This is a genomic window from Microbacterium gorillae, assembly GCF_000826185.2.
Taxonomy (GTDB): Bacteria; Actinomycetota; Actinomycetes; order Actinomycetales; family Microbacteriaceae; genus Microbacterium; species Microbacterium gorillae.
Genome location: NZ_LN648874.1, coordinates 540,602 through 562,417, shown reverse-complemented (window position 1 = coordinate 562,417; position 21,816 = coordinate 540,602). Strand labels below are relative to the sequence as shown.

General features: G+C 69.3%; 17 protein-coding genes. 13 read left to right on the top strand and 4 right to left on the bottom strand.

The window, feature by feature from the left end; genetic code table 11:
• Nucleotides 1–7: 7 nt before the first annotated feature.
• From BN1193_RS08630 to wecB, 10 genes are read left to right on the top strand one after another with little or no spacing between them, the layout of a single operon-like run.
• Nucleotides 8–619, top strand: a complete 612-nt coding sequence (locus BN1193_RS08630; RefSeq protein ID WP_040165464.1) for an acyltransferase — start codon at nucleotides 8–10, stop codon at nucleotides 617–619.
• Nucleotides 616–1,713 carry a DegT/DnrJ/EryC1/StrS family aminotransferase gene (locus tag BN1193_RS08625; RefSeq protein ID WP_040165462.1) on the top strand — a complete coding sequence of 366 codons (1,098 nt, stop codon included), beginning with the start codon at nucleotides 616–618 and terminating at the stop codon, nucleotides 1,711–1,713. The genes BN1193_RS08630 and BN1193_RS08625 overlap by 4 nt, the downstream gene beginning before the upstream one ends.
• Complete coding sequence (locus BN1193_RS08620) at nucleotides 1,713–2,699, top strand: Gfo/Idh/MocA family protein (protein ID WP_040165461.1); 987 nt, start codon at nucleotides 1,713–1,715, stop codon at nucleotides 2,697–2,699. The genes BN1193_RS08625 and BN1193_RS08620 overlap by 1 nt, the downstream gene beginning before the upstream one ends.
• A 4-nt stretch (nucleotides 2,700–2,703) precedes the next feature.
• Complete coding sequence (locus BN1193_RS08615) at nucleotides 2,704–3,897, top strand: glycosyltransferase family protein (protein ID WP_052460573.1); 1,194 nt, start codon at nucleotides 2,704–2,706, stop codon at nucleotides 3,895–3,897.
• A gap of 47 nt (nucleotides 3,898–3,944) precedes the next feature.
• On the top strand, nucleotides 3,945–5,729 hold the full coding sequence (locus BN1193_RS08610) for an ABC transporter ATP-binding protein (protein WP_040165459.1): 1,785 nt from the start codon (nucleotides 3,945–3,947) through the stop codon (nucleotides 5,727–5,729).
• Nucleotides 5,726–6,820 carry a glycosyltransferase gene (locus BN1193_RS08605; protein WP_040165457.1) on the top strand — a complete coding sequence of 365 codons (1,095 nt, stop codon included), beginning with the start codon at nucleotides 5,726–5,728 and terminating at the stop codon, nucleotides 6,818–6,820. The genes BN1193_RS08610 and BN1193_RS08605 overlap by 4 nt, the downstream gene beginning before the upstream one ends.
• Nucleotides 6,817–7,956 carry a glycosyltransferase family protein gene (locus tag BN1193_RS08600; RefSeq protein ID WP_052460572.1) on the top strand — a complete coding sequence of 380 codons (1,140 nt, stop codon included), beginning with the start codon at nucleotides 6,817–6,819 and terminating at the stop codon, nucleotides 7,954–7,956. Before BN1193_RS08605 ends, BN1193_RS08600 begins: the two co-directional genes overlap by 4 nt.
• 12 nt (nucleotides 7,957–7,968) lie before the next feature.
• On the top strand, nucleotides 7,969–9,210 hold the full coding sequence (locus tag BN1193_RS08595; protein WP_040165455.1) for a glycosyltransferase: 1,242 nt from the start codon (nucleotides 7,969–7,971) through the stop codon (nucleotides 9,208–9,210).
• Nucleotides 9,207–10,343 carry a glycosyltransferase family protein gene (locus BN1193_RS08590; protein WP_052460571.1) on the top strand — a complete coding sequence of 379 codons (1,137 nt, stop codon included), beginning with the start codon at nucleotides 9,207–9,209 and terminating at the stop codon, nucleotides 10,341–10,343. The genes BN1193_RS08595 and BN1193_RS08590 overlap by 4 nt, the downstream gene beginning before the upstream one ends.
• 41 nt (nucleotides 10,344–10,384) lie before the next feature.
• A complete protein-coding gene (gene wecB, locus BN1193_RS08585; protein ID WP_040165454.1) occupies nucleotides 10,385–11,446 on the top strand; it encodes a non-hydrolyzing UDP-N-acetylglucosamine 2-epimerase in 1,062 nt (353 codons plus the stop codon).
• Between the two features lie 48 nt (nucleotides 11,447–11,494).
• Here wecB and BN1193_RS08580 read toward each other — a convergent pair whose 3' ends face one another.
• Together BN1193_RS08580 and BN1193_RS08575 are read right to left on the bottom strand one after the other, a co-directional pair.
• Complete coding sequence (locus tag BN1193_RS08580) at nucleotides 11,495–12,565, bottom strand: glycosyltransferase family 2 protein (RefSeq protein ID WP_040165453.1); 1,071 nt, start codon at nucleotides 12,563–12,565, stop codon at nucleotides 11,495–11,497.
• Entirely contained in the window at nucleotides 12,562–13,659 is a 1,098-nt protein-coding gene (locus BN1193_RS08575) for a glycosyltransferase family 4 protein (RefSeq protein WP_040165452.1), read from the bottom strand. The genes BN1193_RS08580 and BN1193_RS08575 overlap by 4 nt, the downstream gene beginning before the upstream one ends.
• Before the next feature lie 62 nt (nucleotides 13,660–13,721).
• On the opposite strand from BN1193_RS08575, the gene BN1193_RS08570 reads away from it, so the two are divergent.
• Entirely contained in the window at nucleotides 13,722–14,789 is a 1,068-nt protein-coding gene (locus BN1193_RS08570; RefSeq protein ID WP_040165450.1) for an acyltransferase, read from the top strand.
• Between the two features lie 2 nt (nucleotides 14,790–14,791).
• On the opposite strand, the gene BN1193_RS08565 is transcribed toward BN1193_RS08570, so the two are convergent.
• The gene (locus BN1193_RS08565; protein ID WP_040165448.1) at nucleotides 14,792–16,783 is read right to left on the bottom strand and encodes a cell wall-binding repeat-containing protein; all 1,992 of its coding nucleotides are present in this window, start codon (nucleotides 16,781–16,783) and stop codon (nucleotides 14,792–14,794) included.
• A 139-nt stretch (nucleotides 16,784–16,922) separates the two neighbouring features.
• On the opposite strand from BN1193_RS08565, the gene BN1193_RS08560 reads away from it, so the two are divergent.
• The gene (locus tag BN1193_RS08560; RefSeq protein WP_040165447.1) at nucleotides 16,923–18,218 is read left to right on the top strand and encodes a nucleotide sugar dehydrogenase; all 1,296 of its coding nucleotides are present in this window, start codon (nucleotides 16,923–16,925) and stop codon (nucleotides 18,216–18,218) included.
• A 172-nt stretch (nucleotides 18,219–18,390) separates the two neighbouring features.
• The gene (locus tag BN1193_RS08555) at nucleotides 18,391–19,770 is read left to right on the top strand and encodes a cell wall-binding repeat-containing protein (RefSeq protein ID WP_052460570.1); all 1,380 of its coding nucleotides are present in this window, start codon (nucleotides 18,391–18,393) and stop codon (nucleotides 19,768–19,770) included.
• Between the two features lie 62 nt (nucleotides 19,771–19,832).
• On the opposite strand, the gene BN1193_RS08550 is transcribed toward BN1193_RS08555, so the two are convergent.
• Nucleotides 19,833–21,782, bottom strand: a complete 1,950-nt coding sequence (locus BN1193_RS08550; RefSeq protein WP_052460569.1) for a DUF6541 family protein — start codon at nucleotides 21,780–21,782, stop codon at nucleotides 19,833–19,835.
• Nucleotides 21,783–21,816 lie beyond the last annotated feature (34 nt).

Below are 21,816 nucleotides of genomic sequence, written 5' to 3'. Positions count from 1 at the left end.
GAACACCGTGACTGAGATTCCCACCGTCCGCATCACCGACACCGCAGACGTGGCCGAGAACGCCGTCATCGGAGCCGGTTCGTCGATCTGGCATCTCGCGCAGGTGCGCGAGGACGTGGTGATGGGGAAAGACTGCATCGTCGGCCGTGGCGCCTACATCGGCACCGGTGTGACGATGGGCGACAACTGCAAGGTGCAGAACTACGCTCTGGTGTACGAGCCCGCGAAGCTCGCCGACGGCGTGTTCATCGGCCCGGCCGTCGTGCTGACCAATGACACCTACCCGCGGGCGATCAACCCGGACGGCACGATCAAGAGCGCGCACGACTGGGAGCCGGTCGGCGTCACGATCGAACGAGGCGCGTCGATCGGCGCGCGCGCGACCTGCGTCGCCCCTGTGACGGTCGGCGAGTGGGCGACGGTGGCCGCCGGTGCGGTCGTCGTCAAGGACGTCCCCGCCTTCGCGCTGGTCGCCGGAGTTCCGGCCAAGCGCCTGGCCTGGGTCGGCAAGGCGGGCGTCCCGCTGCAGCGCGAGAACGAGACTTCCGACGTGTGGGTGTGCCCGAGCACGGGTGACCGCTACGTCGAGACCGATGGAATCCTGAAGGAGTCAGAGTGACCGAGTTCATTCCCCCGGCAAAGCCGATCATCGGCGACGAGGAGCGCGAGGCCGTCGATCGCGTCCTGCGCAGCGGCATGGTGGCACAGGGACCGGAGGTCGCCGCGTTCGAGCAGGAGTTCTCCGCGCACTTCCTCAGCGGCCGCGCCGCCGTCGCGGTCAACTCCGGGACCTCGGGCCTGCACCTGGGACTCCTCGCCTCCGGCGTCGGCCCTGGCGACGAGGTCATCGTGCCGTCCTTCACGTTCGCCGCGACCGGCAACTCGGTCGCCCTGACCGGCGCCACCCCGGTGTTCGCCGACATCGAGGCGGAGAACTTCACGCTCGACCCGGCCGCGGTCGAGGCGGCCATCACGCCGAAGACCAAGGGCATCATGCCGGTGCACCTGTACGGCCACCCGGCGCACATGCGCGAGCTCGCGGCGATCGCCGACAAGCACGGCATCGCCCTCTACGAGGACGCCGCGCAAGCGCACGGCGCCTCGCTGAACGGCCAGGCCGTCGGAACGTTCGGGCAGTTCGGCATGTTCTCGCTCTACCCGACCAAGAACATGACCAGCGGTGAGGGTGGCATGGTCGCCGTCGCCGACGCCGCGACCGAGCGCATGGTCAAGCTGCTGCGCAGCCAGGGCATGGAGCGCCAGTACGAGAACGAGGTCGTCGGTTTCAACAACCGCATGACCGACATCCACGCCGCGATCGGTCGCGTGCAGCTGACCAAGGTCGACGGCTGGACCGAGACCCGTCGCCGCAACGCCGCGTTCCTGGACGCGAACCTGTCCGGTGTCGTGGTGCCGCCGGTCGCCGAGGGCGCCGTGCACGTGTATCACCAGTACACCGTGCGGGTGCCCGAGGACCGCGACGGCTTCGTCCGCGCACTCAAGGAGGAGCACGGCGTCGGATCGGGTGTGTACTACCCGATCCCGAACCACCGTCTGCCGTCCCTGACGCACTTCGCGCCCGGGCTGGAGCTGCCCGAGACCGAGAAGGCCGCGGCCGAGGTCGTCTCGCTGCCGGTGCACCCGTCGCTGTCACAGGATGACCTGGACCGCATCGTCGCCGCGGTGAACACCGTCGCGCAGGCGGGCGCCTGATGGCCGCCCTGCGCGCCGGACTCCTCGGCGTCGGCATGATGGGCCGCCACCACGCGCGCGTGCTGCGCGAGGTGAGCGGTGTCGAACTGGTCGCCATCGCCGACCCCGGTGGGGACCCGCACGGTGTCGCCGGTGACCTTGAGGTCCTGTCCGACGTCGGCGCGCTGATCGGCGCCGGCATCGACATCGCCGTCGTGGCGGTGCCCACCCGGTTCCATCTCGACGCCGCGATGGCACTTGCCGAGGCAGGCGTGCACACCCTCGTGGAGAAGCCGATCGCGGAGACCGTCGAGCAGGGCGCTCATATGGTCGAGGCGTTCGAGTCCCGCGGTCTGGTCGGCGCGGTCGGCCACATCGAGCGCTTCAACCCGGCGCTGCAGCAGATGCGTCGCCGACTGGAAGCGGGCGACCTCGGCGCGGTCTACCAGATCGCCACGCGCCGTCAGGGCACGTTCCCGGCCCGCATCGCCGACGTCGGCGTCGCCAAGGACCTCGCCTCGCACGACGTCGATCTCACCGCCTGGGTCGCCCAGAGCGAGTACTCCAGCGTGTTCGGGCAGACCGCCTTCAAGAGCGGTCGCGAGTACGAGGACATGATCGCGATCACCGGTCGTCTGGAGTCCGGCGTCATCACCAACCACCTCGTGAACTGGTTGAGCCCGATGAAGGAGCGCCTGACGGTCGTGACTGGTGAGAAGGGCGCGTTCGTCGCGGACACCTCGACGGGGGACCTGACCTTCTTCGCCAACGGCACCATCGAGACCGAATGGGAGTCCGTGATGGCCTTCCGCGGTGTCACCGAGGGCGACGTGACCCGCTTCTCGTTCGCCAAGCGCGAGCCGCTGAAGGTCGAGCACGAGGCGTTCCGCGACGCCGTGCTCGGGCTCGAGTCCGACGTGGTCACGATGGCCCAGGGCCTGCGGACGCTCGCTGTCGTCGAGGCAGCGCTCGAATCGGCGGAGTCCGGCCAGTCCGTCCGCTTCTGATCGGATGTCGCCCTCCCTGCGGTCCCGCATCGTTCATCATCCCGTCGTCGCGCGCCTCTGGCACGAGTGGCAGGATCGTCGAGCCGCGCGGGACGCGGGGACGACGCCGATCACCCGTGCCGAGCGGACGCTGTTCATCGGTCCGGTGAACTCCGCCGGTCAGGGATTCGCCTGGGCTCGAGCCGCCGAACGAATCCCCGGGGTCGCCGCCGCGGACTTCATGTACCGAAATCCCGACGATGTCTTCGGCTTCCCGGCCGACCATGAGGTTCCCACGGTCTTCTTCCGCGTGAACAAGCACTGGCAACGTGCGCAACGCCGGGCCGTTCGACGTCGTTTCTCGCACGTCATCGTCGAGTCCGGAAGGCACCTCTTCGGCTCGGATGGTGCCGTCTCCGATCAGGTGCGTCCGCTGATCGACCGGGGGGTGCAGGTGGCCCTGCTCTGGCACGGCAGCGACATCCGTTCGCCGGGCGCGCACGCGGCTGCAGAGCCGGACTCGCCCTTTCATGGTGATCGATACGCCGACACCGAGCGGTTGACGGAGATCACCGCGGTCAATCATGCGCTGATGCGCGAGCTCGCCCTCCCGGTGTTCGTCTCCACACCGGACCTGCTGCGGTTCGTGCCGGGCGCCACCTGGCTGCCCGTCGTCGTCGACGTGCAGCGGTGGGCGCGTCCCGCGCCGCCGCAACGGCTTGCCAACCGCCCCGTCGTGGTTCACGCCCCGAGCAACGCCGGGCTCAAGGGCACCGAGCTCATCACCGAACTGATGCGACGTCTGGATGCCGAAGGGCTCGTCGAGTACCGCGAGATCCACGGGGTGGCGGCGGCCGACATGCCCGGGATCTACGGCGAGGCGGATATCGTGCTGGACCAGTTCGGGTTGGGAATCTACGGCGTCGCGGCGGTCGAAGCGATGGCGGCCGGCCGCCTGGTGATCAGTCATGTCGGCGACGACGTCCGCGAAGCGGTCCGGCACGAGAGTGGACGCGAACTGCCGATCGTGGAGGCCCGTGCCGTGGATCTCGAGCGGGTCCTGCGCGAGGTCGTCGCCCGTCCCGATCGATTCGCCGAGATCGCCGCATCCGGAGTCAGCTTCGCCGGCGAGGTTCACGATGGCGCACGCAGCGCGCGTGCGCTGGAGTCGTTCCTGGCCGCCGGTCGCGGCGCACGGCGTCCGCTCAAGGCCGCGTGAGAGAATAACCGGATGCCCGTCTCCGCCCTGACCTCGCCGGTTCTCTCGTGAAGCTCGTCTTTCGAACCTTCCGAGAGTTGCTGCCCTGGCTCCCGGGCGATGCGCGGTCCTACCTCACCCGGTACGCCGTCGTCTCGAGCCTGCTCGCGGTGCTCGACATCGCGGCCGTGGGCCTGCTGGCCGTGACTCTGGCTCCGATGCTCAGCGGCACGGAGATCCATCTGCCGATCATCGGCACGATCGGGCAGGACTCGTTCCTCTGGGTGTTCGCCGGTGTCGCCGGTCTCATCCTGCTGAAGTCGGTGCTGGCCCTCGGGCAGCAGTGGTTCGCAACGCGACGCTTCGCCGCGTTCGAACTCGAGATCGGTCGTTTCCTCTTCGACAGTTACATCAAGGCCCCGTGGACGCACCGGCTGGCGCGCAACACCGCGCAGATCGTCCGCATCGCGGACGTCGGCATCGCCAACACCACGGCCGGTTTCCTGCTGCCGATCATCCAGTTGCCCGCTCTGGTGGTCAGCTTCGTGCTGATCCTCGTCGTGCTGATCGTGGTGCAGCCGCTGACGGCCCTCATCACCGTCCTCTATCTCGGTCTGATCATGTTCATCCTGTACCGGGTGGTCTCCAAGCGTGCGGTGCAGGCCGGACGCGTCTCGCGCGATTACTCGCTCAAGGTCGCCGCGCTGATGACCGAGATGGTGCAGGCGCTGAAGGAGATCACGCTGCGCAACAAGGCGGGCGAGGTCGCCGAGATCGTGCAGTACAACCGCTCCTTCTCCACGAAGGCCCGCGCGAACATGAGCTTCCTCGGCTCGCTGCCGGTGTTCGTGATGAACTCGGCGCTCGTCGGTGGGTTCGTGCTCGTCGGTGCCATCGGATACGTCGCCGGGGGCGTGAACAACGCCATCGCGGCGATCGCCCTGTTCGCCGTCGCCGGGTTCCGTCTGATCCCATCCCTGACCGGTTTCCAGTCGATCATCACCACCACGACGGCCAACGTGCCGCACGTGCAGGGCGTCATCTTCGACATCAAGGCGTCGCAGATCCACATCGCCAACGCGGAGAAGCTCGGCCGCGCGCCCATCGACGGCACCCCGGACGCGCTGCGCCTGAGCGGGGTGTCGTTCGGCTACCCGGGCCACGAGGACACTCCCGCCGTGCACGGAATCGACCTCGATGTTCCGATCGGGTCGTCTCTGGCCTTGGTGGGTACGTCCGGCGCCGGCAAGTCGACGCTGGTCGATGTGCTGCTCGGCCTCCTGGTGCCCCAAGAGGGCACGATGAAGCTCGGCGATCAGGACCTCGTCGACGTGCTCGCCGACTGGCGGTCGCGGGTGGGCTATGTTCCGCAGGATGTCTCCCTCTTCGACGGCACGATCGCCCAGAACGTCGCGTTGGCGTGGGACGACGAGGACATCGATTTCGACCAGGTGCGCTCCGCGCTGGAGCGCGCGCAGCTGTGGGACGTCGTGGACTCCCGCGAGGGCGGCATGCGCGGACGCATCGGTGAGCGCGGACTGGCGCTCTCCGGCGGCCAGCGCCAGCGCCTCGGCATCGCCCGCGCGCTCTACGGCGACCCGTTGATCCTCGTCATGGACGAGGCCACCAGCGCTCTGGACACCAAGACGGAATCGCTCGTCACCGCGGCGATCCGCGGTCTCAAGGGCGAAGTCACCATCGTCTCGGTCGCCCACCGTCTGTCCACGATCAAGGACAGCGACCTCATCTGCTTCATGCAGGACGGCACGATCGCCGCCCGGGGCACGTTCGAAGAACTCGTCGCCGAGGTGCCGAACTTCGCGGAGCAGGCCCACCTGGCCGGGCTGGCATGAGCGACCCGCTCATCGATGTGGTCATCGCCTGTCATGATCCGAGCCGTCCGATAGAACGCGCCGTCCGCTCGGTGCTCGCCGACGACACGGCTCGGAGTCTGGCACGAGTGACCGTCATCGCCCACGGGCTGGACGCCACGACGTTCGACCAGCGACTCGCGGGGATCGCGGGTGACTGGCGCGTGGTGCCGTTCGCGGACGGAGCCCGCAGCGCCGCCGGTCCCTTCAACCACGGCCTCTCGCTCGTCGAGACCGACTACTGCGCGGTGATGGGATCGGATGATTTCCTCGAGCCCGGCGCCGTCGCGGCCTGGGCTGAGGCCGTGCGAGAGCGCAGGCCGGACATGGCCATCGCCCGCATCCGCATCCAGGGCCAGGCCGTGATGCCGAACCCGCTCGTCCGGCTCGGCCGCCACCATGACCTGGACGCCGAGCGCGACCGGCTCTTCTATCGCACCGCGCCACTAGGACTCATCCGCACCGCCACCATGCGTGAGCTCGACCTGCGGATGACGGAGGGCGTGCGGGTCGGCGAGGACTTCGAGTTCACCGTTCGGCTGTTCACCGAGGGGCGGCGCATCGACCTGCTTGAGGGCCTGCCCTGCTACGTCATCGGCACCGACGCGCGCGAGCGGACGACCGAAGCGACGATGAGCCTCGAGGACGATCTCGCCGCCGTTGTTCGACTGGTGTCTTCTCCCGCTGTCCGGGCGCTCCCCAGCCGGTGGCGACGGAGCCTCGCGATCAAGCTGGTGCGGGTCAGCGTCATCGGCAAGGCGCGTGCGCGCTCCGCCGCGGGCACGTGGATCGGGGATGCCGAGGTCGCCCATGTCGCGGGGCTGCTGCGCAGTCTCATCGCGTTGGCCCCTGGCGTGCTGCGTCCCTTCAATATCCAGGACCGTCGCGTCCTGGACGCCCTGCTCACGGAACCCACCGTCAGCCGGCTGGTCCGTGAGTCGGCCCGCGCGGCGAGTGCCGGCCGGCTGCAGCGCTGGCTCACTCCGAACCCGATCTTCGCGATGTCACGCGAGTCGACGCTGCGGCGATTCATCCTGTACGTCCTGAAAAGAGAGCGGAAGTCCCGGTCATGACGACACGTCCCACGATGCTGATCCTGTCGTACTCGCCGATCGCCCGCGACGCGCGGGTGCTGAAGCAGGTCGTCCGGTTCACCCGCGACTACGACGTGACCACGTGCGGTTACGGTCCTGCCCCGGACGGTGTCGTGGAGCACATCGAGATCCCGGAGTCGGCCAAGTACAACGACCTGAACGGTTCGCTCATCACCCTCAAGCGCTACCGTCCGGCTTACTGGCGGCTCTCGGCGGTCGCGTGGTCGCGCGAGGCGCTGAAGGGGCGCACCTTCGACGTGGCGATCGCCAACGACGTCGAGGCTGTGCCCGTCGCCGTGAAGCTGCGCCCCCGACACGGCGTCCTGGCCGACCTGCACGAGTACAGCCCCCGCCTGCACGACGACCACGCGCTGTGGCACCAGCGGATCACGCCCTGGTTCGAATGGGTCGTCCGTCGCTACGTCACCAAGGCCAACGCGTGGACCACCGTGAGCCGCGGCATCGTCGACGAGTACGAGCGACTGTTCGGCTTCCACGCCGAACTCGTAACCAACGCCGCGCCGTACCAGGAGGGCGTGCCCTCGCCCGTGGGCGAGACGATCCGACTCGTGCACAGCGGAGCGTGCCTGCGCAATCGCCAGCTGCACGTGATGGCCGAAGCGGTGGAGGCGGCCTCGAACGATGTCACGCTCGACTTCTACCTCACCGCGAACGACCCGCCCTATCTGCAGGAGCTCAAGGACTTCGCGGCCACCTCGAAGCGCGTCACCGTGCACGATCCAGTGCCTTACGCCGAGCTGGCCGAGACACTGCGCGGCTACGACATCGGCATCCACGTGCTGCCGCCGATCAACTTCAACAACAAGCTCGCACTGCCGAACAAGCTCTTCGACTACGTGCAGGCGCGTCTCGGTGTCGTGATCGGTCCGTCCGAAGAGATGGTCTACTACACCGACAACTACGGCATCGGCGAGGTCGCCGACGACTTCACCCTCGAAGCGACGACTGCGGCGATCGAACGGCTCACTCCGGCGAGCGTGACGCGGTTCAAGGCGAACTCCGACGCGCATGCGCAGGAGCTCGCCGGCGAGCGTCAGGTGGACGTCTGGGCGGGCGTCATCGACACGCTGATGGCTCGTCGCGGTCGGCGCTGACCGGGGAGGACCATGACGCGGCTGGTGCTGTTCACGAACGACTACCCATACGCCACCGGCGACGTGGTGTTCGTCGACAAGGAGATCGACGCTCTGGCTGCGCGCTTCGATGACGTCGTCGTGTTCTGCCACGCTCGGGACACGTCGGCGGGGCGCGTTCCGATGCCCGCGAACGTCACCCTCGGCGGCAATCTGTTCGAGCGTTCTGCCGACGACTCCCTGTTCGCGCCCCTGCATCCGCGGATGCTCGGCCTGCTCGCGCAGGCTGCGTGGCGCGAGTTGATCGCCGGGCGCCTGCTGTCGCACGTGCGGTTGTTCCTGATGGGTGCGCGGGTCGGCATCACGCAGGCACGCCGACCCGCCGTGCGCGCTGCGATCGCGGGTGACCGGGACACGGTGGCGTATGCCTTCTGGGGCATGGGCGGCGGCCTGGGGCTCGCCTGGCTGACGGGAGTGCGGGGGCGGGCGGTCCGTTTGCACCGTTATGACCTGTACGAAGACCGCGCGCCGGGCGGCTACCTGCCGTTCCGCCGCCAGCTCTTCGCTCGCGCCGACCGGGTGATGGCGATCTCGGATGACGGGGCGCGCTCCCTGACGCAGAACTATCGCGATCGAAAGCTCGACGCCAAGACCGTGGTGAGCAGGCTGGGCGTGCCCGGCCCCGTCGAGCTGAACCGACCGGTTCCCAGCACCGAACGCGTGGTCGTCTCGTGCTCGGCGATCACGCCGATCAAACGCGTGGATCTGATCCTTGATGCGCTGCGCGCCTTGCCGGACCTCGACGCCGATCACCCTGTCCGATGGGTGCACTTCGGTTCTGGTCCGCTTGCCGCCGAGCTCGCCGCGTCCGCCACTGACCTGCCCGTCGGCCTCACGGTGGACCTGCGCGGACAGACACCGAACGCCGACATCGCAGCGTTCTACGCGTCCACGCGCGTGGACGCGTTCGTCAACGCAAGCACATCCGAGGGCATCCCGGTGAGCATCATGGAGGCGATCGCCTACGACATTCCCGTCGTCGCCACGGCCGTCGGTGGCACCCCCGAGATCGTCGGAGTCGAGCTGGGGTCCGGCGAGCTCGTCGCCGCAGATGCCTCTGCGACGACCTTCGCCCAGGTGATCGGACGAGTGCTGACGAATCCGGACGCCTATCACCCTCGTGAGCTGTGGCAGCGCGAATATGACGTCGCACGCACCGGCCAGATCGCCGCGACGATCGTCCACGACCTGCTGCCGAAGAAGGCGAAATCATGACCGAGTCCGTCCGCCCGTCCCTGCTGATCGTCTCGTTCTCGCCGATCGTCTCCGATGCGCGGCTGCTCAAGCAGATCGCGGTGTTCCGCGACGACTACGACATCACCACCTGCGGGCACGGGGAGCAGCCCGACGGCACGGTGGAGCACATCCGGATCCCCGACGAACTCGCCATCTGGCGCTACCCGCGTCCGCTGGTCATGGCTCGGCAGTACCGTCGCGCGTATCGCGGCAACGCCGCGGTGGCGGCAGCGCGGACGGCCCTCACCGGACGATCCTTCGACGTCGTCATCGCCAACGACGTGGATGCGGTCGGCGTCGCGCAGACGGTGACCGCGCGTGGCGGTCTGCACGCGGACCTGCACGAGTACTCGCCGCGCCAGCACGAGGAACTACTGCGGTTCCGGCTGTTCGTGAAGCCGTTCTACGAGTGGATGTGCCGGACACAGGTGGCGAAAGCCGATTCCTGGACGACGGTGAGTAACGGGCTCGCTCGCGAGTACGCCCGGAAGTTCGGATTCACCCCGCAGCTCGTCACGAATGCGGCGCCGTACGTCACGGCCGAGCCGACACCCGCGCACACGCCGGTGCGCCTCGTGCACTCCGGCGCAGCCCTGCGGAACCGTCACCTCGACATGCTCATCGAGGCCACGCTGGCCTCGCGGGACGCGACCCTGGACCTGTATCTCACTCCGAACGATCCCGCCTATCTTGACGAGCTGCGTGCGCAGGCTGCGTCCACGGCGGGCCGCGTCACCCTGCACGACCCGGTGCCGTACGCCGCGCTCGCCGGGACGTTGCGCGGCTTTGACGTGGGAGTGCACATCCTGCCGCCGGTGAACTTCAACAATCGATGGGCGTTGCCGAACAAGATCTTCGACTACGTCCAGGCCCGGCTCGGTGTGATCGTGGGGCCCTCACCCGAGATGGCCGAGTACGTCCGCGGGCACGGCATCGGACTGGTGACGGACGATTTCACCGCGGCCGCGCTCACCCGCACCATCGATGCGCTGACCCCGCAGACGGTGGACGCGGCGAAGCAGGCCTCCCACGCGCACGCCCGCGAACTCTCCAGCGAGAGTCAGGTACTGGTCTGGAAGAAGGCCGTGGACGCCCTCGCCGCCCGCGCCTGACGGCGGAGGGCGGCGAGACGGTGACCGCCTAGACTCGATGGGTGAAGATCATCAGCGTCGTGGGGGCCCGACCCCAGTTCGTCAAGCTCGCCCCCATCGATCATGCGGCCCGCGCCGCCGGCGTCGAGCACATCATCGTTCACACCGGTCAGCACTACGACCCCATGCTCTCCGACGTCTTCTTCGAGGACCTCGGCATCTCCGCTCCCGACGTTCACCTGGGCGTCGGCAGCGGGTCCCACGGCGTGCAGACCGGGGCCATGCTGGCGGCCCTGGACGCGGTGTTCACCGAGCACGCCCCGGACTGGGTGCTCGTCTACGGCGACACCAACTCCACCGTGGCCGCCGCGCTCAGCGCCGTGAAGCTGCACATCCCGGTCGCGCACCTCGAGGCAGGACTGCGCAGCTTCAACCGTCGGATGCCTGAGGAGCACAACCGCGTCCTCACCGACCACGCCGCCGACCTGCTGCTGGCGCCCACCCAGGTCGCCGTTGACCACCTCACTCACGAGGGTCTCGGCGAGCGCACCACCCTGGTCGGTGATGTGATGACCGACGTGCTCTTCCGGGTGCGGGACGAGCTCGGCGATGCGCCGTCGCCCATCACGGCCGAACTCGGCATCGCGGCGGGGCAGTACTACCTCGCGACCATCCACCGCGCGGAGAACACCGATTCCCCCGAGCGCCTGTCGATGATCATCGAGGCGCTCAGCGCGCTGGACAAGCCCGTGGTGCTGCTCGCACACCCGCGCGTCGTGGCGAAGGCCGAAGAACAGGGCGTGAACCTCACCACCGGCAACCTCATCGCCCACGCGCCGCTGGCCTATCCGCAACTTCTCGCCGCCGCCCTCGGCAGCGCCGGCATCGTCACCGATTCCGGCGGTCTGCAGAAGGAGGCTTTCCTGCTCCGGGTGCCCTGCACCACCGTCCGAACCGAGACCGAGTGGGTCGAGACCGTTCAGCTGGGCTGGAACGTACTGGCCAACTCCGCTGCGGAGATCGCGTCGGGAGTCACCCGCCCGCGGCCGGCGGAGACCACCGAAACCCCGTACGGCGACGGCCACGCGGCCGAGCGCGTCGTCCAGGTGCTCGCGGGGATGTGACTCGTGCGCGCGGGCGCCCTCGGCCTCGGCCGGGCGCTCGTGCCTGGGTCAGCCGCGCGTCTGCACCACGGTCGCGATCGCGTACCGCAGGGGTGCGTCGCGGCGGAGGAGGTCGGTCAGCCGCGCCGTCCGGATGCTGTCGGGGTGGGCGAAGCGGCGTCGGGCGGCGGAAGCGTCGAAAAGGGCGTTCGGGCCGGTTGCGGGATCAGCGATGATGGCGCACAGCCGCAGATCGTTGCGTGAGAGCGACGCGTCGACGTCTCCCGTCCCACGGACGGTGCTCGCGATCTCGGCCAGGGCCTCGCGCTCGTCCACGGTCCACCACGCGGCGTCGGGACGGTTCACGATGACACCGAAGACGTGCACGCGCAGGAGCTTCACCGCGATCGCGGTCCGCGCGGCCGCCGGCAGGGCGATGACGGTGGGGGATGCCAGCAGATGCGTGATGAACGCGAGTTCGGCGCGCACCGGCCGCGTGGACAGCGTCGTTCGTTCGACGGCGTCGTCGTGCACGAGGTAGGCCGGATCGCCGTGGGCGTAGGACAGCCGAGCGCCCGAGAACCACAGCGCCGTGACGTAGGAGACGTCTTCGCCGACCGCGACGCCTTCAGCGAATCGGACGTCGCCGAAGCGGCGCCGGCGCACGAGCCCCAGCGGTGCTGACCGGTAGCTGAGGCGGTCGCGGACCGGGTCGAGGCTGCGGGTGCGCAGCGGCCGGACCGGCGGCGTGGCGATGAAACCGCCCGCAGCGTGCCGCAGGCGCGCGATCACGACGTCCGCGTCTTCCCGGCGGGCGCGAGCGAGCCAGGCGTCGATCGCGCCGGGGGCGAGGGAGTCGTCCGATCCCATCACTGCCGTGAACTCCGCCTCCGCGGCGTCCAGACCGGCGTTGAAGGGTCCGGCAGGGGAGCGGATGCCGTCCTGCAGGGACAGCACCCGCACCGCGGGGTGGTCGGCGAGATCGCCGATGCTCGCCGCGATCCGCGCCGGGTCGATGTTGTGGGCGACGACGCTCACCCGCACCCGCGCCGACGTGTGATCGAGCACGGACTCGACGGCTCGGCGAATCGGACGCGCGTCGTCGTGCGCCGCGATGCAGAGGTCGACGTCCCAGCTCACCGTTGCGCCCGCCCGGCTGCGGCGTACGCGTCGGTGTACCCGCGCAGCACGGTCGTCGCCGAGAACGCGTCGCCGATCGTCGCGGCGACCTCTGCCGCCGACGATGATGCGGTCGCGTCCCAGACCCGTCGCACGGCGTCGGCATACGCGCGCGGCGTCTGATCGGCGACGACCTCGCCGTTGCTTGCGGTCACGTAGTCGCGCTGGCCGCCGTTGGCGCCCACGACGACCGGACGGCCGTGCACGATCGCCTCTGCGGCCGAGACGCAGAAGTTCTCGGCACGGGTGGGAAGCAGGAAGAGGTCGGCCTCCTCGAGTGCGCGCGCAACGCCGTCGGCGTCGAGAACGCCGGTGATGATGAGGGCGTCGGCGACCCCGAGGTCCGTCGCGAGCGCCGTGAGCTCGGCGCGCAGCGGTCCGTCCCCGACCCAGGTGAGGGAGGCGGCGAAGCCCTCCTTCCGGAGCAGGGCCACCGCGCGCAGCGCGCACAGCGGGTCCTTGCGGTCCACGAGTCCGCCCACGGCGACGAGGCGCGGCGCCGCGTTGTCCCGTCGGGGTTCGACGAGTGTGGCGGGAGGTTCGACGATGCAGGGCACCACGCGCGTCTCGCGGCTGCGCACTCGGCGGATCGGCGCGGCCAGGTACTCGCACACGGCCGTCACGATCGGCGGGCGGCGCAGCAACCGCGCGATGACGCCGACCCCGGACCGGACCAGGGGTGAGAGGGAGGACGGGTTCGATAGGGCCGACCAGTGTTCAGTGTGAATCCACGGCACGCGCACGCGGGTGAACAGCAGCGGCAGCAGCGTGCTGATCGCCTGGGAGTGGAGCACGTCGGTGTCACGCAGGTGCGGTCGGATCGCGATTGCGGCGCGCAGGATCGCGATCGGATTCCGTGTCGACATCGGCACGCGCGTCACCCGGACGCCGCCGTCGGAGAAGTCCCGCGCTTCGGCCGCGGCGGCGGGCGGAACCAGGTGGATCACGTGGACGTCGTGCTCGGTCGCCAGCACTTCCGCGTCCTTCTGCACGAACACCCCGGAGCCGGGGGCTGCGGGCGACGGATACCAGGTGGACAAGAGGGTGATCCGCACCGGTCGATCGTATCAGCGGCGCCGCGGAGGACTCCCGGAACGCCTCGGTAGGATCGGGGGCGATGTCCTCACCCACCTCCTCCCCGCGGCGCTGGTCGTACGATCTCCTCCGCGTCATCAGCATCGTCGGCGTCATCGCGATCCACGTCTTCGGCGCGGTCGTCGGCGACCCGGCTCGCCCGCATGACGGCGGCTGGTGGTACGCCGTGGCGATGGACATCGGCTTCATCTGGGTCGTCCCGGTGTTCGTGATGCTCTCCGGAGCGCTCGTCCTCGCTCCTCGCCAGCACGCCGGGGGACCGGTCGCGTTCTATCGGCGACGCCTCGTGCGCCTCGCGCCGGCGTTCGTGTTCTGGCAGATCTTCTACATCGTGGTCTTCCGCGTCTGGTTGACGGAGAAACCGACCGGCGCGGGCGCGGCGATCGCGTCCGTCGTCGAGGGGCGTCCGTACACGCACCTGTACTTCCTCTGGTTGATCGTGGGGCTGTATGCCGTCGCGCCGGTGCTGTCCGCCTTCCTCACGCAGGGAGGCGAACGGCGAGCGCTGTGGTTCGCCGGCATCGTGCTCGGTGCCACCGTGCTGACCACCTCGAGCGCGGGAGTGCTCACGGTGCTCGGGGTGCCGACGAGCACCGCACTCGTGGCGCTCACCCAGTGGCTGCCGTACGTCGGATACTTCCTCGCCGGATGGGCGCTGCGTGCCGTCGTGCTGCGGGGCCCAGGACTCGTGTTCGCGACGGTCGGAACGCTGGCCGTCATCGCCGGGTTGATCGTGCAGTTCGGTCTGCGTGCGCAGGCTCCGGTCCTGAACGCACTCGTCCCGGTGTCGTACTACGGCCCGGCCGTCGCGCTGGCCGCGCTGGGGTGCTTCGTGGTCGGCAATTCCGTATTCGCGGAGTTCGCGCCCACCGGACGCCTCGCCGCGTTCGTCACCGCGATCTCGGATGCGGCCTTCGGCGTGTTCCTGGTGCACTTCGCCGTCATGCTCGGACTCCGCGCCCTCCCGATCTTCCACGCCGCGCCGGGTTCGGCCGTGCTCGCCACGGTGCAGTGGGTGGCCGTCGTCCTGATCTCATTCGCGATCGTGCTGCTCGCCCGCCGCGTGCCGATGGTGCGACGCCTCTTCTGAGGTCATTCCCCGACGTCGAGGGGGTCGGCTTCGATGATCGGCCACGCTCCATCGAGCTGGTCGGTCATCGTCGACGAACCCGGGACGTCCGAGCGCAGGCGGTCCGCCCAGGTGGTGAAGCGGCCGTCGGACGTCAGTCGCGCGAGGGTGCGCAGCTGCCAGATGTGGATCGGATGATAGGCGGCGTTCTGCCAGGTCTTCGTCTGGCAGAAGTTCGCTCGCGCGCAGTAGTAGGACACGCCGCCGGGCTTGCGGATGGCGGGCATCACCTCCAGAACGGCTGTGGTCGCCCCGTCGAGATACTTCAGCACCGTCGCGTCACCGGTGAGCTTGTAGTAGTCGTAGAGGCCGAACACCGCGAAGATGTGGCCGTTCAGTGCCATCAACGGAGGGACGTTGGCGGCGTACTCCTCAAGCCACAGTCGCCCTCCGTCCGTCATCACGCCCCACGGTTCCGATGTCGAGCGCGGGGAGAGGAAGCTCTGCCACGTGTGATCCGCGGCGCCCTTCCACTGTTCGTCCCCGGTCTCCTCGTAGAGGCGGGTGAACAGCGACAGAGCTTCACCCTGCGCCATCATCGACCACCACTGGGACCCCATCCGCACGCCGGGATAGGTCCACGGGAACAGGTACGGGTAGAACCACGCCTCGCCCCGATCGGTGTGCATCTCTATCAGCCGCTGCGCGTGTCGGGTGGCACGGTCCAGCCACACTCTTTCACCGGTGCGCTGGTACTCGGCGAGCGCGGAGATCCCGTACTGCGCGTACGCGACGGGGTGGTCGGCGCGCTGCCCGTTGTCGACGCGGTTGTAGATGCGCAGGCCGGTGGAGTCCAGGCGGATGCTCGGATCGTGGACATCGACGGGAGGGCGATCGGCGTACGGCGCGTCGACCGCGGTCGAGAACGTGAAACCCGACGTTCGCCAGGTGCCCTGCTTCGGTACGGTGTCGCCGCAGGATCGTCCGGACGCGGCGGCGTCGGAGAGGACGGCAGTACCACCGACGACGAACCGGGGAACATCGGCGAGCTTGTTCAGCGCCTGTGCGGAGACCGTGGGCAGACAGGCACTCGTGCCGAGGATGAGCGCGGCTGAGCGCCCGCCGGTGACGGCTGCTGCGGAGAGGGCGTCCGGGAAGTCGGTGCCGGTCGCCAGGTAGACGGCGGTGGGGTTCTCCGGCCCGATCGCCGCCATCAGCTCGACGGCCGTCTCGAACCGGCTGGCGCCGCCGGAACGGTGGACGTCGTACCCCGCCGTGCGGAGTTGCTGCTCGATGCGGATGCTGATGGCGCCGTGCCCACCCGCGATGCGGATCGTCGTCGTCCCCAGCTCCTTCAAGGTCTGCAGGGTCGCGTTGTCCACGGTGTCCCGGGTTCCGTCGATCATCAGCGTCGGCACGGAACGGGATCCGCCCGCCGCTCCGGCGACGAGGGCATCGGCGGAAGTGCGGCCGGTGGCGAGGATGACTTCGGGCGCGGACGGGAAGAACTTCTTCACGATCGCACTCGCGGTCTCATACCGGGTCACCCCCGAGATGCGTTGCGTGGGTGCGATGCCGGCGAGCGTGGAGACCACCCGACCGGACACCACGCCGGACCCACCGAGGACGTAGATCCGTTTCGGTGCCAGACGCTTGATCTCGGCGGCGACGGAGGCCGGGAGCTGGTCGCGCGGAGTGAGCAGGACCGGCGACTTCTTCGAGGCCGCAGCAGCGGCGCCGGACAGCGCATCGGGGAAGTCAGCACCGGTGGCGACGAAGACGGCGTCGGTCTTCGCCGGAAACGTCCGGGAGACGGCGACGGAGGTGGCGTAGCGGTCGACGCCGGCCAAGCGCGTGATGGTTCCCGCGGCGCTCTGCACCGTCGATACGGGAGGAGGGCCGACATTCGCGAGGGCGGGGGAGACGGTGCCGGACAGCGCGAGAGCCGCGCCGAGGGTGATCGCGACGACAGCGCGGCGCAGGCGGGCTCTCCGGATCGATCCCTTGGCAAGCATGTGTCATGGATACCACACGGCCGCTCGCGCGCCGGGCGGCCGGATCGGGGCGAGCGGTCCCGGGCGGACGCGGCACACGCACCGACCGCCCGTTGGCGCTGTCAGTTTCGGTTCTGGTCGAGTCGATAGACTGGTCCTCATGCGTATCGCCGTTGTGGCCCTTGGAAAAATCGGCTTGCCCCTTGCTGTTCAGTTCGCGGATTCCGGTCATGAGGTGATCGGTGTGGACGTCAACCAGCGGGCCGTCGACACGATCAACGCCGGCCAGGAACCGTTCCCTGGCGAAGCGCACCTGGCCGAGAAGCTCGCCGAGCTCGTCCCGGCCGGCAAGCTTCGTGCCACCACCGATTACGCCGAGGCCATCCCGGGCGCTGACGCCGTCGTTCTCGTCGCGCCCGTCTTCGTCAACGATGAGACGTGGGAGCCGGACTTCCAGTACATGGACTCCGCGACGCGTTCGCTCGCCGAACACCTCACCGCCGGGACGCTGGTCTCCTACGAGACGACGCTGCCGGTCGGCACCACGCGCGATCGCTGGAAGCCGATGCTGGAGGAGGGTTCTGGCCTGACGGAGGGTGTGGACTTCCACGTCGTCTACTCGCCCGAGCGCGTCCTCACCGGCCGCGTCTTCGCGGACCTCCGCAAGTACCCGAAGCTCATCGGTGCGCTCTCCCCGGAGGGCACTCGTCGTGCGCGCGAGTTCTACGAAGCCGTGCTGCAGTTCGATGAGCGCCCGGACCTGGACCGGCCGAACGGCGTGTGGGACCTCGGCTCGACCGAGGCCTCCGAGATGGCCAAGCTCGCCGAGACCACGTATCGCGACGTCAACATCGGTCTGGCCAATCAGTTCGGCCTGTTCGCCGCCTCGCACGGTATCGACGTGTACAAGGTCATCGACGCGTGCAACTCGCAGCCGTACAGCCACATCCACCGTCCCGGCATCGCCGTCGGCGGCCACTGCATCCCGGTCTACCCGCGGCTGTACCTCTCAACCGACCCGGACGCCGACATCGTGCGCACCGCGCGCCTGCTGAACGCCTCGATGCCCGAGCGCCTGGTAGCCCAGGCCGAGAGCCTGCTCGGTTCGCTCTCCGGCCTGCGCGCCGTGGTGCTGGGGGCCGCGTATCGCGGCGGCGTGAAGGAGACCGCGTTCTCCGGCGTCTTCCCCGCCGTCGACGCGCTTCGCGCTCGCGGCGCGGAGGTCTTCGTCCACGACCCGCTCTACAGTGACGACGAGCTGCGTCGCTTGGGCTTCGAGCCGTACCACTTCGGTGAGGCTGCCGATGTCGCCGTGCTGCAGACCGACCATGCCGACTACCGCGAGGTCGGTCCCGCCGATCTCCCCGGCGTCAGGCTGCTCGTGGATGGCCGCAACGCCTCGTCCGCCGAGCGCTGGGTGGGCACCTCGCGCATCGTGGTCGGTGCCGCCGTCTGATCTGACGCGCTCTCGACGCCGCTCCGGACGATTCGGGGCGGCGTCGTCGTCCGTGCGAGGACGGACGCGGTTTGATCGCGGTGACGACGGACCGATAACGTGAGAATTCACTCATCTTTGGAGGTCTGTCGGCGTGAGGACATCACGGATCGCTTTCTGGACGACGGTCATCATGGCCGGCGTTCTTCTCACCGCTCAGCCCGCGGCGGCTGCGGGCACCACTCGGCTCGCGGGCGCCGATCGCTACGCCACGGCGGTCGCGGTGTCCCAGCGGTACGCCGCTCCGGTGCCCGTGGTCTTCCTCGCGACGGGAACGCAGTTCCCGGACGCGTTGAGCGCGGCAGCGGCCGCGTCCGCACTCGGTGGCCCCTTGCTGCTGACCCCGACGGCGGCCGTCCCGGACAACGTCCTGGCGGAAGTGCGGCGCCTCCAGCCGCAGCGGATCCACGTCGTCGGCGGCACGGGAGCGGTGAGCGCGAAGGCCGTGAACCAGCTGAAGGCCATCGCCCCCACCGACCGCTGGGGGGACGTGGATCGCTATGCGACCGGGCTGAAGATCGTGCAGAACGCGTTCGCCGACTCCGCACCGACCTCGGCCGTCATCGCCACCGGCCGTTCCTTCCCGGACGCACTCGCGGCGACCGGCGGAGCGGCGTTGCAGAAGGCGCCGGTGGTGCTGGTGGACGGAATGCAGTCGCGGGTGCCGAACGGGGTGATCCAGACGCTGAAGAGTCTCGGTGTTCGGGACGTCACCATCGCCGGCGGCGAGGGTGCGGTGTCGGCGTCCATCGCGAACCAGCTCTCCGCGTCGTTCGCCGTCACGCGCCAGGGCGGACCCGATCGCTACGACACGGCCGTCCGGCTGAACGAGCACTTCTTCGGCGCCGTGGGAGCGACGTCGACGTTCTTGGCCACCGGCGCCAACTTCCCGGACGCCCTCGCGGGTGCGGCACTTGCGGGGTCCCGTGGGGCGGCGATGTACATCACGCGCCCCGACTGCCTGCCGGAGTCGGTCAGCGACTCGATGCATCGCCTGGGCGGATCATCCACGACGGTCCTCGGAGGCCCGGGCGTGGTGAGTGATGCCGCAGCCTCCGGTCTTCGTTGCCTGACCTCCGCAGCACCGTCCATCAGCGGCTCTCCCGTCGTCGGGGAGACCGTCACCGCCAACACGCGCGGGTGGACGGCCGACACGACCTTCACGTATTCCTGGGCCGCCGACGGCGCGACGATCGGGGGTGCGAAGGGGGCGACGCTGACCGTGCCCGCTTCGGCCGCCGGCAAGCGACTGACGGTCACCGTGCGTGGCTCGAACCCCGGATACGTCTCCGTGACCCGCACCTCCGGCCCCTCCGCGATGATCGGCACCCCCGACCGGACGTCGCCGTTGCCGGACTGGTCCTGCCCGTCCTGGGCTCCGATCAAGGGCAACGCCGATTCGATGCTCTATCACGTGCCAGGGGGAGCGTTCTACGACCGGACCAAGCCCGAGGAATGCTTCGCCACCGAGGCCGCGGCCCGCGCCGCGGGCTACACGCGCTCGAAGCGCTGATCGCGAAAAGAACGGGCCGATCGTCCCACCGGGAGATCGGCCCGTTCACATTCGCGTCCGAGTCAGCGGCAGGCGGTGGCCTCGAAGAGCGCGGCCTCACCGACGCGTGTGACCAGGGTGATGCCGACCGGCGGCTTGGGTGTCAACGCGTCGGCGCCGCTGATGCGATCAGCCGTGCCCCCGAGCACGCCTTTGCGACCGAACTCCAGCGCCCAGTACGCCTTCTTCTCTCGAATGATGCGGCAGACCTCGGGATTGGTGCCCGCTTCGTCCCAGTGATCGAGCAGGTACTGTTCGTCCGGCGTGCGTGTACCGAACACGTGGGGAGCGAGAGCCATGCGACCCGAGAAGGCCGGTGTGAGGGAGGCGCCGGTGATCGGATCGCCGACCACCACGTCCCCGGCCGGCACGATTTCGGCCACGCGCGCGAGGACGACGCGCTCATCCGGACTCAGCAGCGCGGTGGAACCTGTCTGACCGAAGGCCACCGCGACCCAGCTCGCCCCCTCGCGCGCTCCGGAGAGTTGCACGGGAATCGCCAGCAGCGTCACGACGACCGCGGCCGCGATGAGGGGAACCGGCTCTCGCCCGAGTCTGCGAACGAGAGCGGCCACCCCGTCCCCCACGACGACGGCGCCTCCGATGAGCAGCGGCACTGCGGCGATCATGAGCAGGGCGGTGAGGCGTTCGGTGTCGCGGTACCAGACGCCGACGAGGAAATCGCGGATGGGGCCGGCGGGGACCGTCGCCGCCGCAACGTAGAACCCGGCCATCACGACGTACGCCGCGAGCATCGGCCAGGAGCGTCGCCACGTCACGACGGCGGCGACGGCGCCGACGGCCAGCAGACCCACGAGCGCCCAGGACGTGGTCATGGTGGTCGGTGACAGGAGAGCGACGGAGCGCGCCGCCTGTTTCCACGACTGGGAGGCATCCCACGGTGCGGCCGTGAGCTGCGGTCGAGCCTTGAGGAACACCACCACCGTGCCGACGAGATACACCGCCACGAGCGCCGTGATGATCCCGACGTCCGTTCGGTCGCGGAGGGCACGAATCCACCGGGCGATCGCCCAGGGCGCGGCGAGCAGCAACGTCGCGACGATCACGCTCGGGTGGCACAAGCCCACGCCCACGGCCACGGCCGCGGTGAGGGAGGCTGCCGAAAGGATCGGGAGCGGGGGCGTCCGAGTGGTGCCGAACAGTTCCAGCAGCACGGCCCACAGGGCCGGGAGAAGCGTCAGAGCCGCAAGGAAGGAGTACAGCACCCCGAAGGACAGCATCCGGTAGGGGAACGCCGTCAGGCCCGGGGCCAGGACACCCACGGCGACGAAGACCATCGGACGCGTTCCGAAGAGCCGGGTACCGAGGTAGGCCAGGCCCAACGGCCAAGCGACCGAGCAGAGCACCAGGGCGGTGGCGGAGAGTGCGGCGGGGGTGTCCGACAGCCCGCTTGCGAGCACGAGGGCCGCGGCATCGTGGAAACCGGCGGGGTAGAAACCGGCTGAAGCCGGAGTGAGGTTGCCGATCGTCAGGGAAGAGCCGTGACCGGTGGCGGCGATGATGGCGATGGCGTTGAGATGGAAGATGTTGTCGAAGAGCTGCGCGACGGCCTCGGGTGAGCCGAAGGCCCGCATGAGTCGGACGGCCATCACACTGGCACCCAGCACGAGGCCGAGCACCATGACGACACGACCCCACCGGGTGGGGGCGGGGTCCGATGCGGCCTCGCCGAAGGTCCGCCGCGGCCACCGCCGCACCAGCAGACGCCGTGCGCCGAAGGCGATGACCGCGACGATCGCGGTGGCCAGCGCGGCGGAGAGCGGGGTGAACCTCATGCCCAGCGGCTCGAGAACGATCGCGGTCACGCCGATCAGCGCCACCGAGACCGGGGCGGCGAGTGCCCACAGGCGCAGGCCCCGCACCCCGGACGACGCCAGGATGGCGAGCCCGGGAACGAAGAGCACGATGGTCGCGACGATAAGGGCGGGGGTCGCGGTGAGCCAGCCAGCCATCGCATCCTTCCGGTTGCACGTACCCGGTCAACAT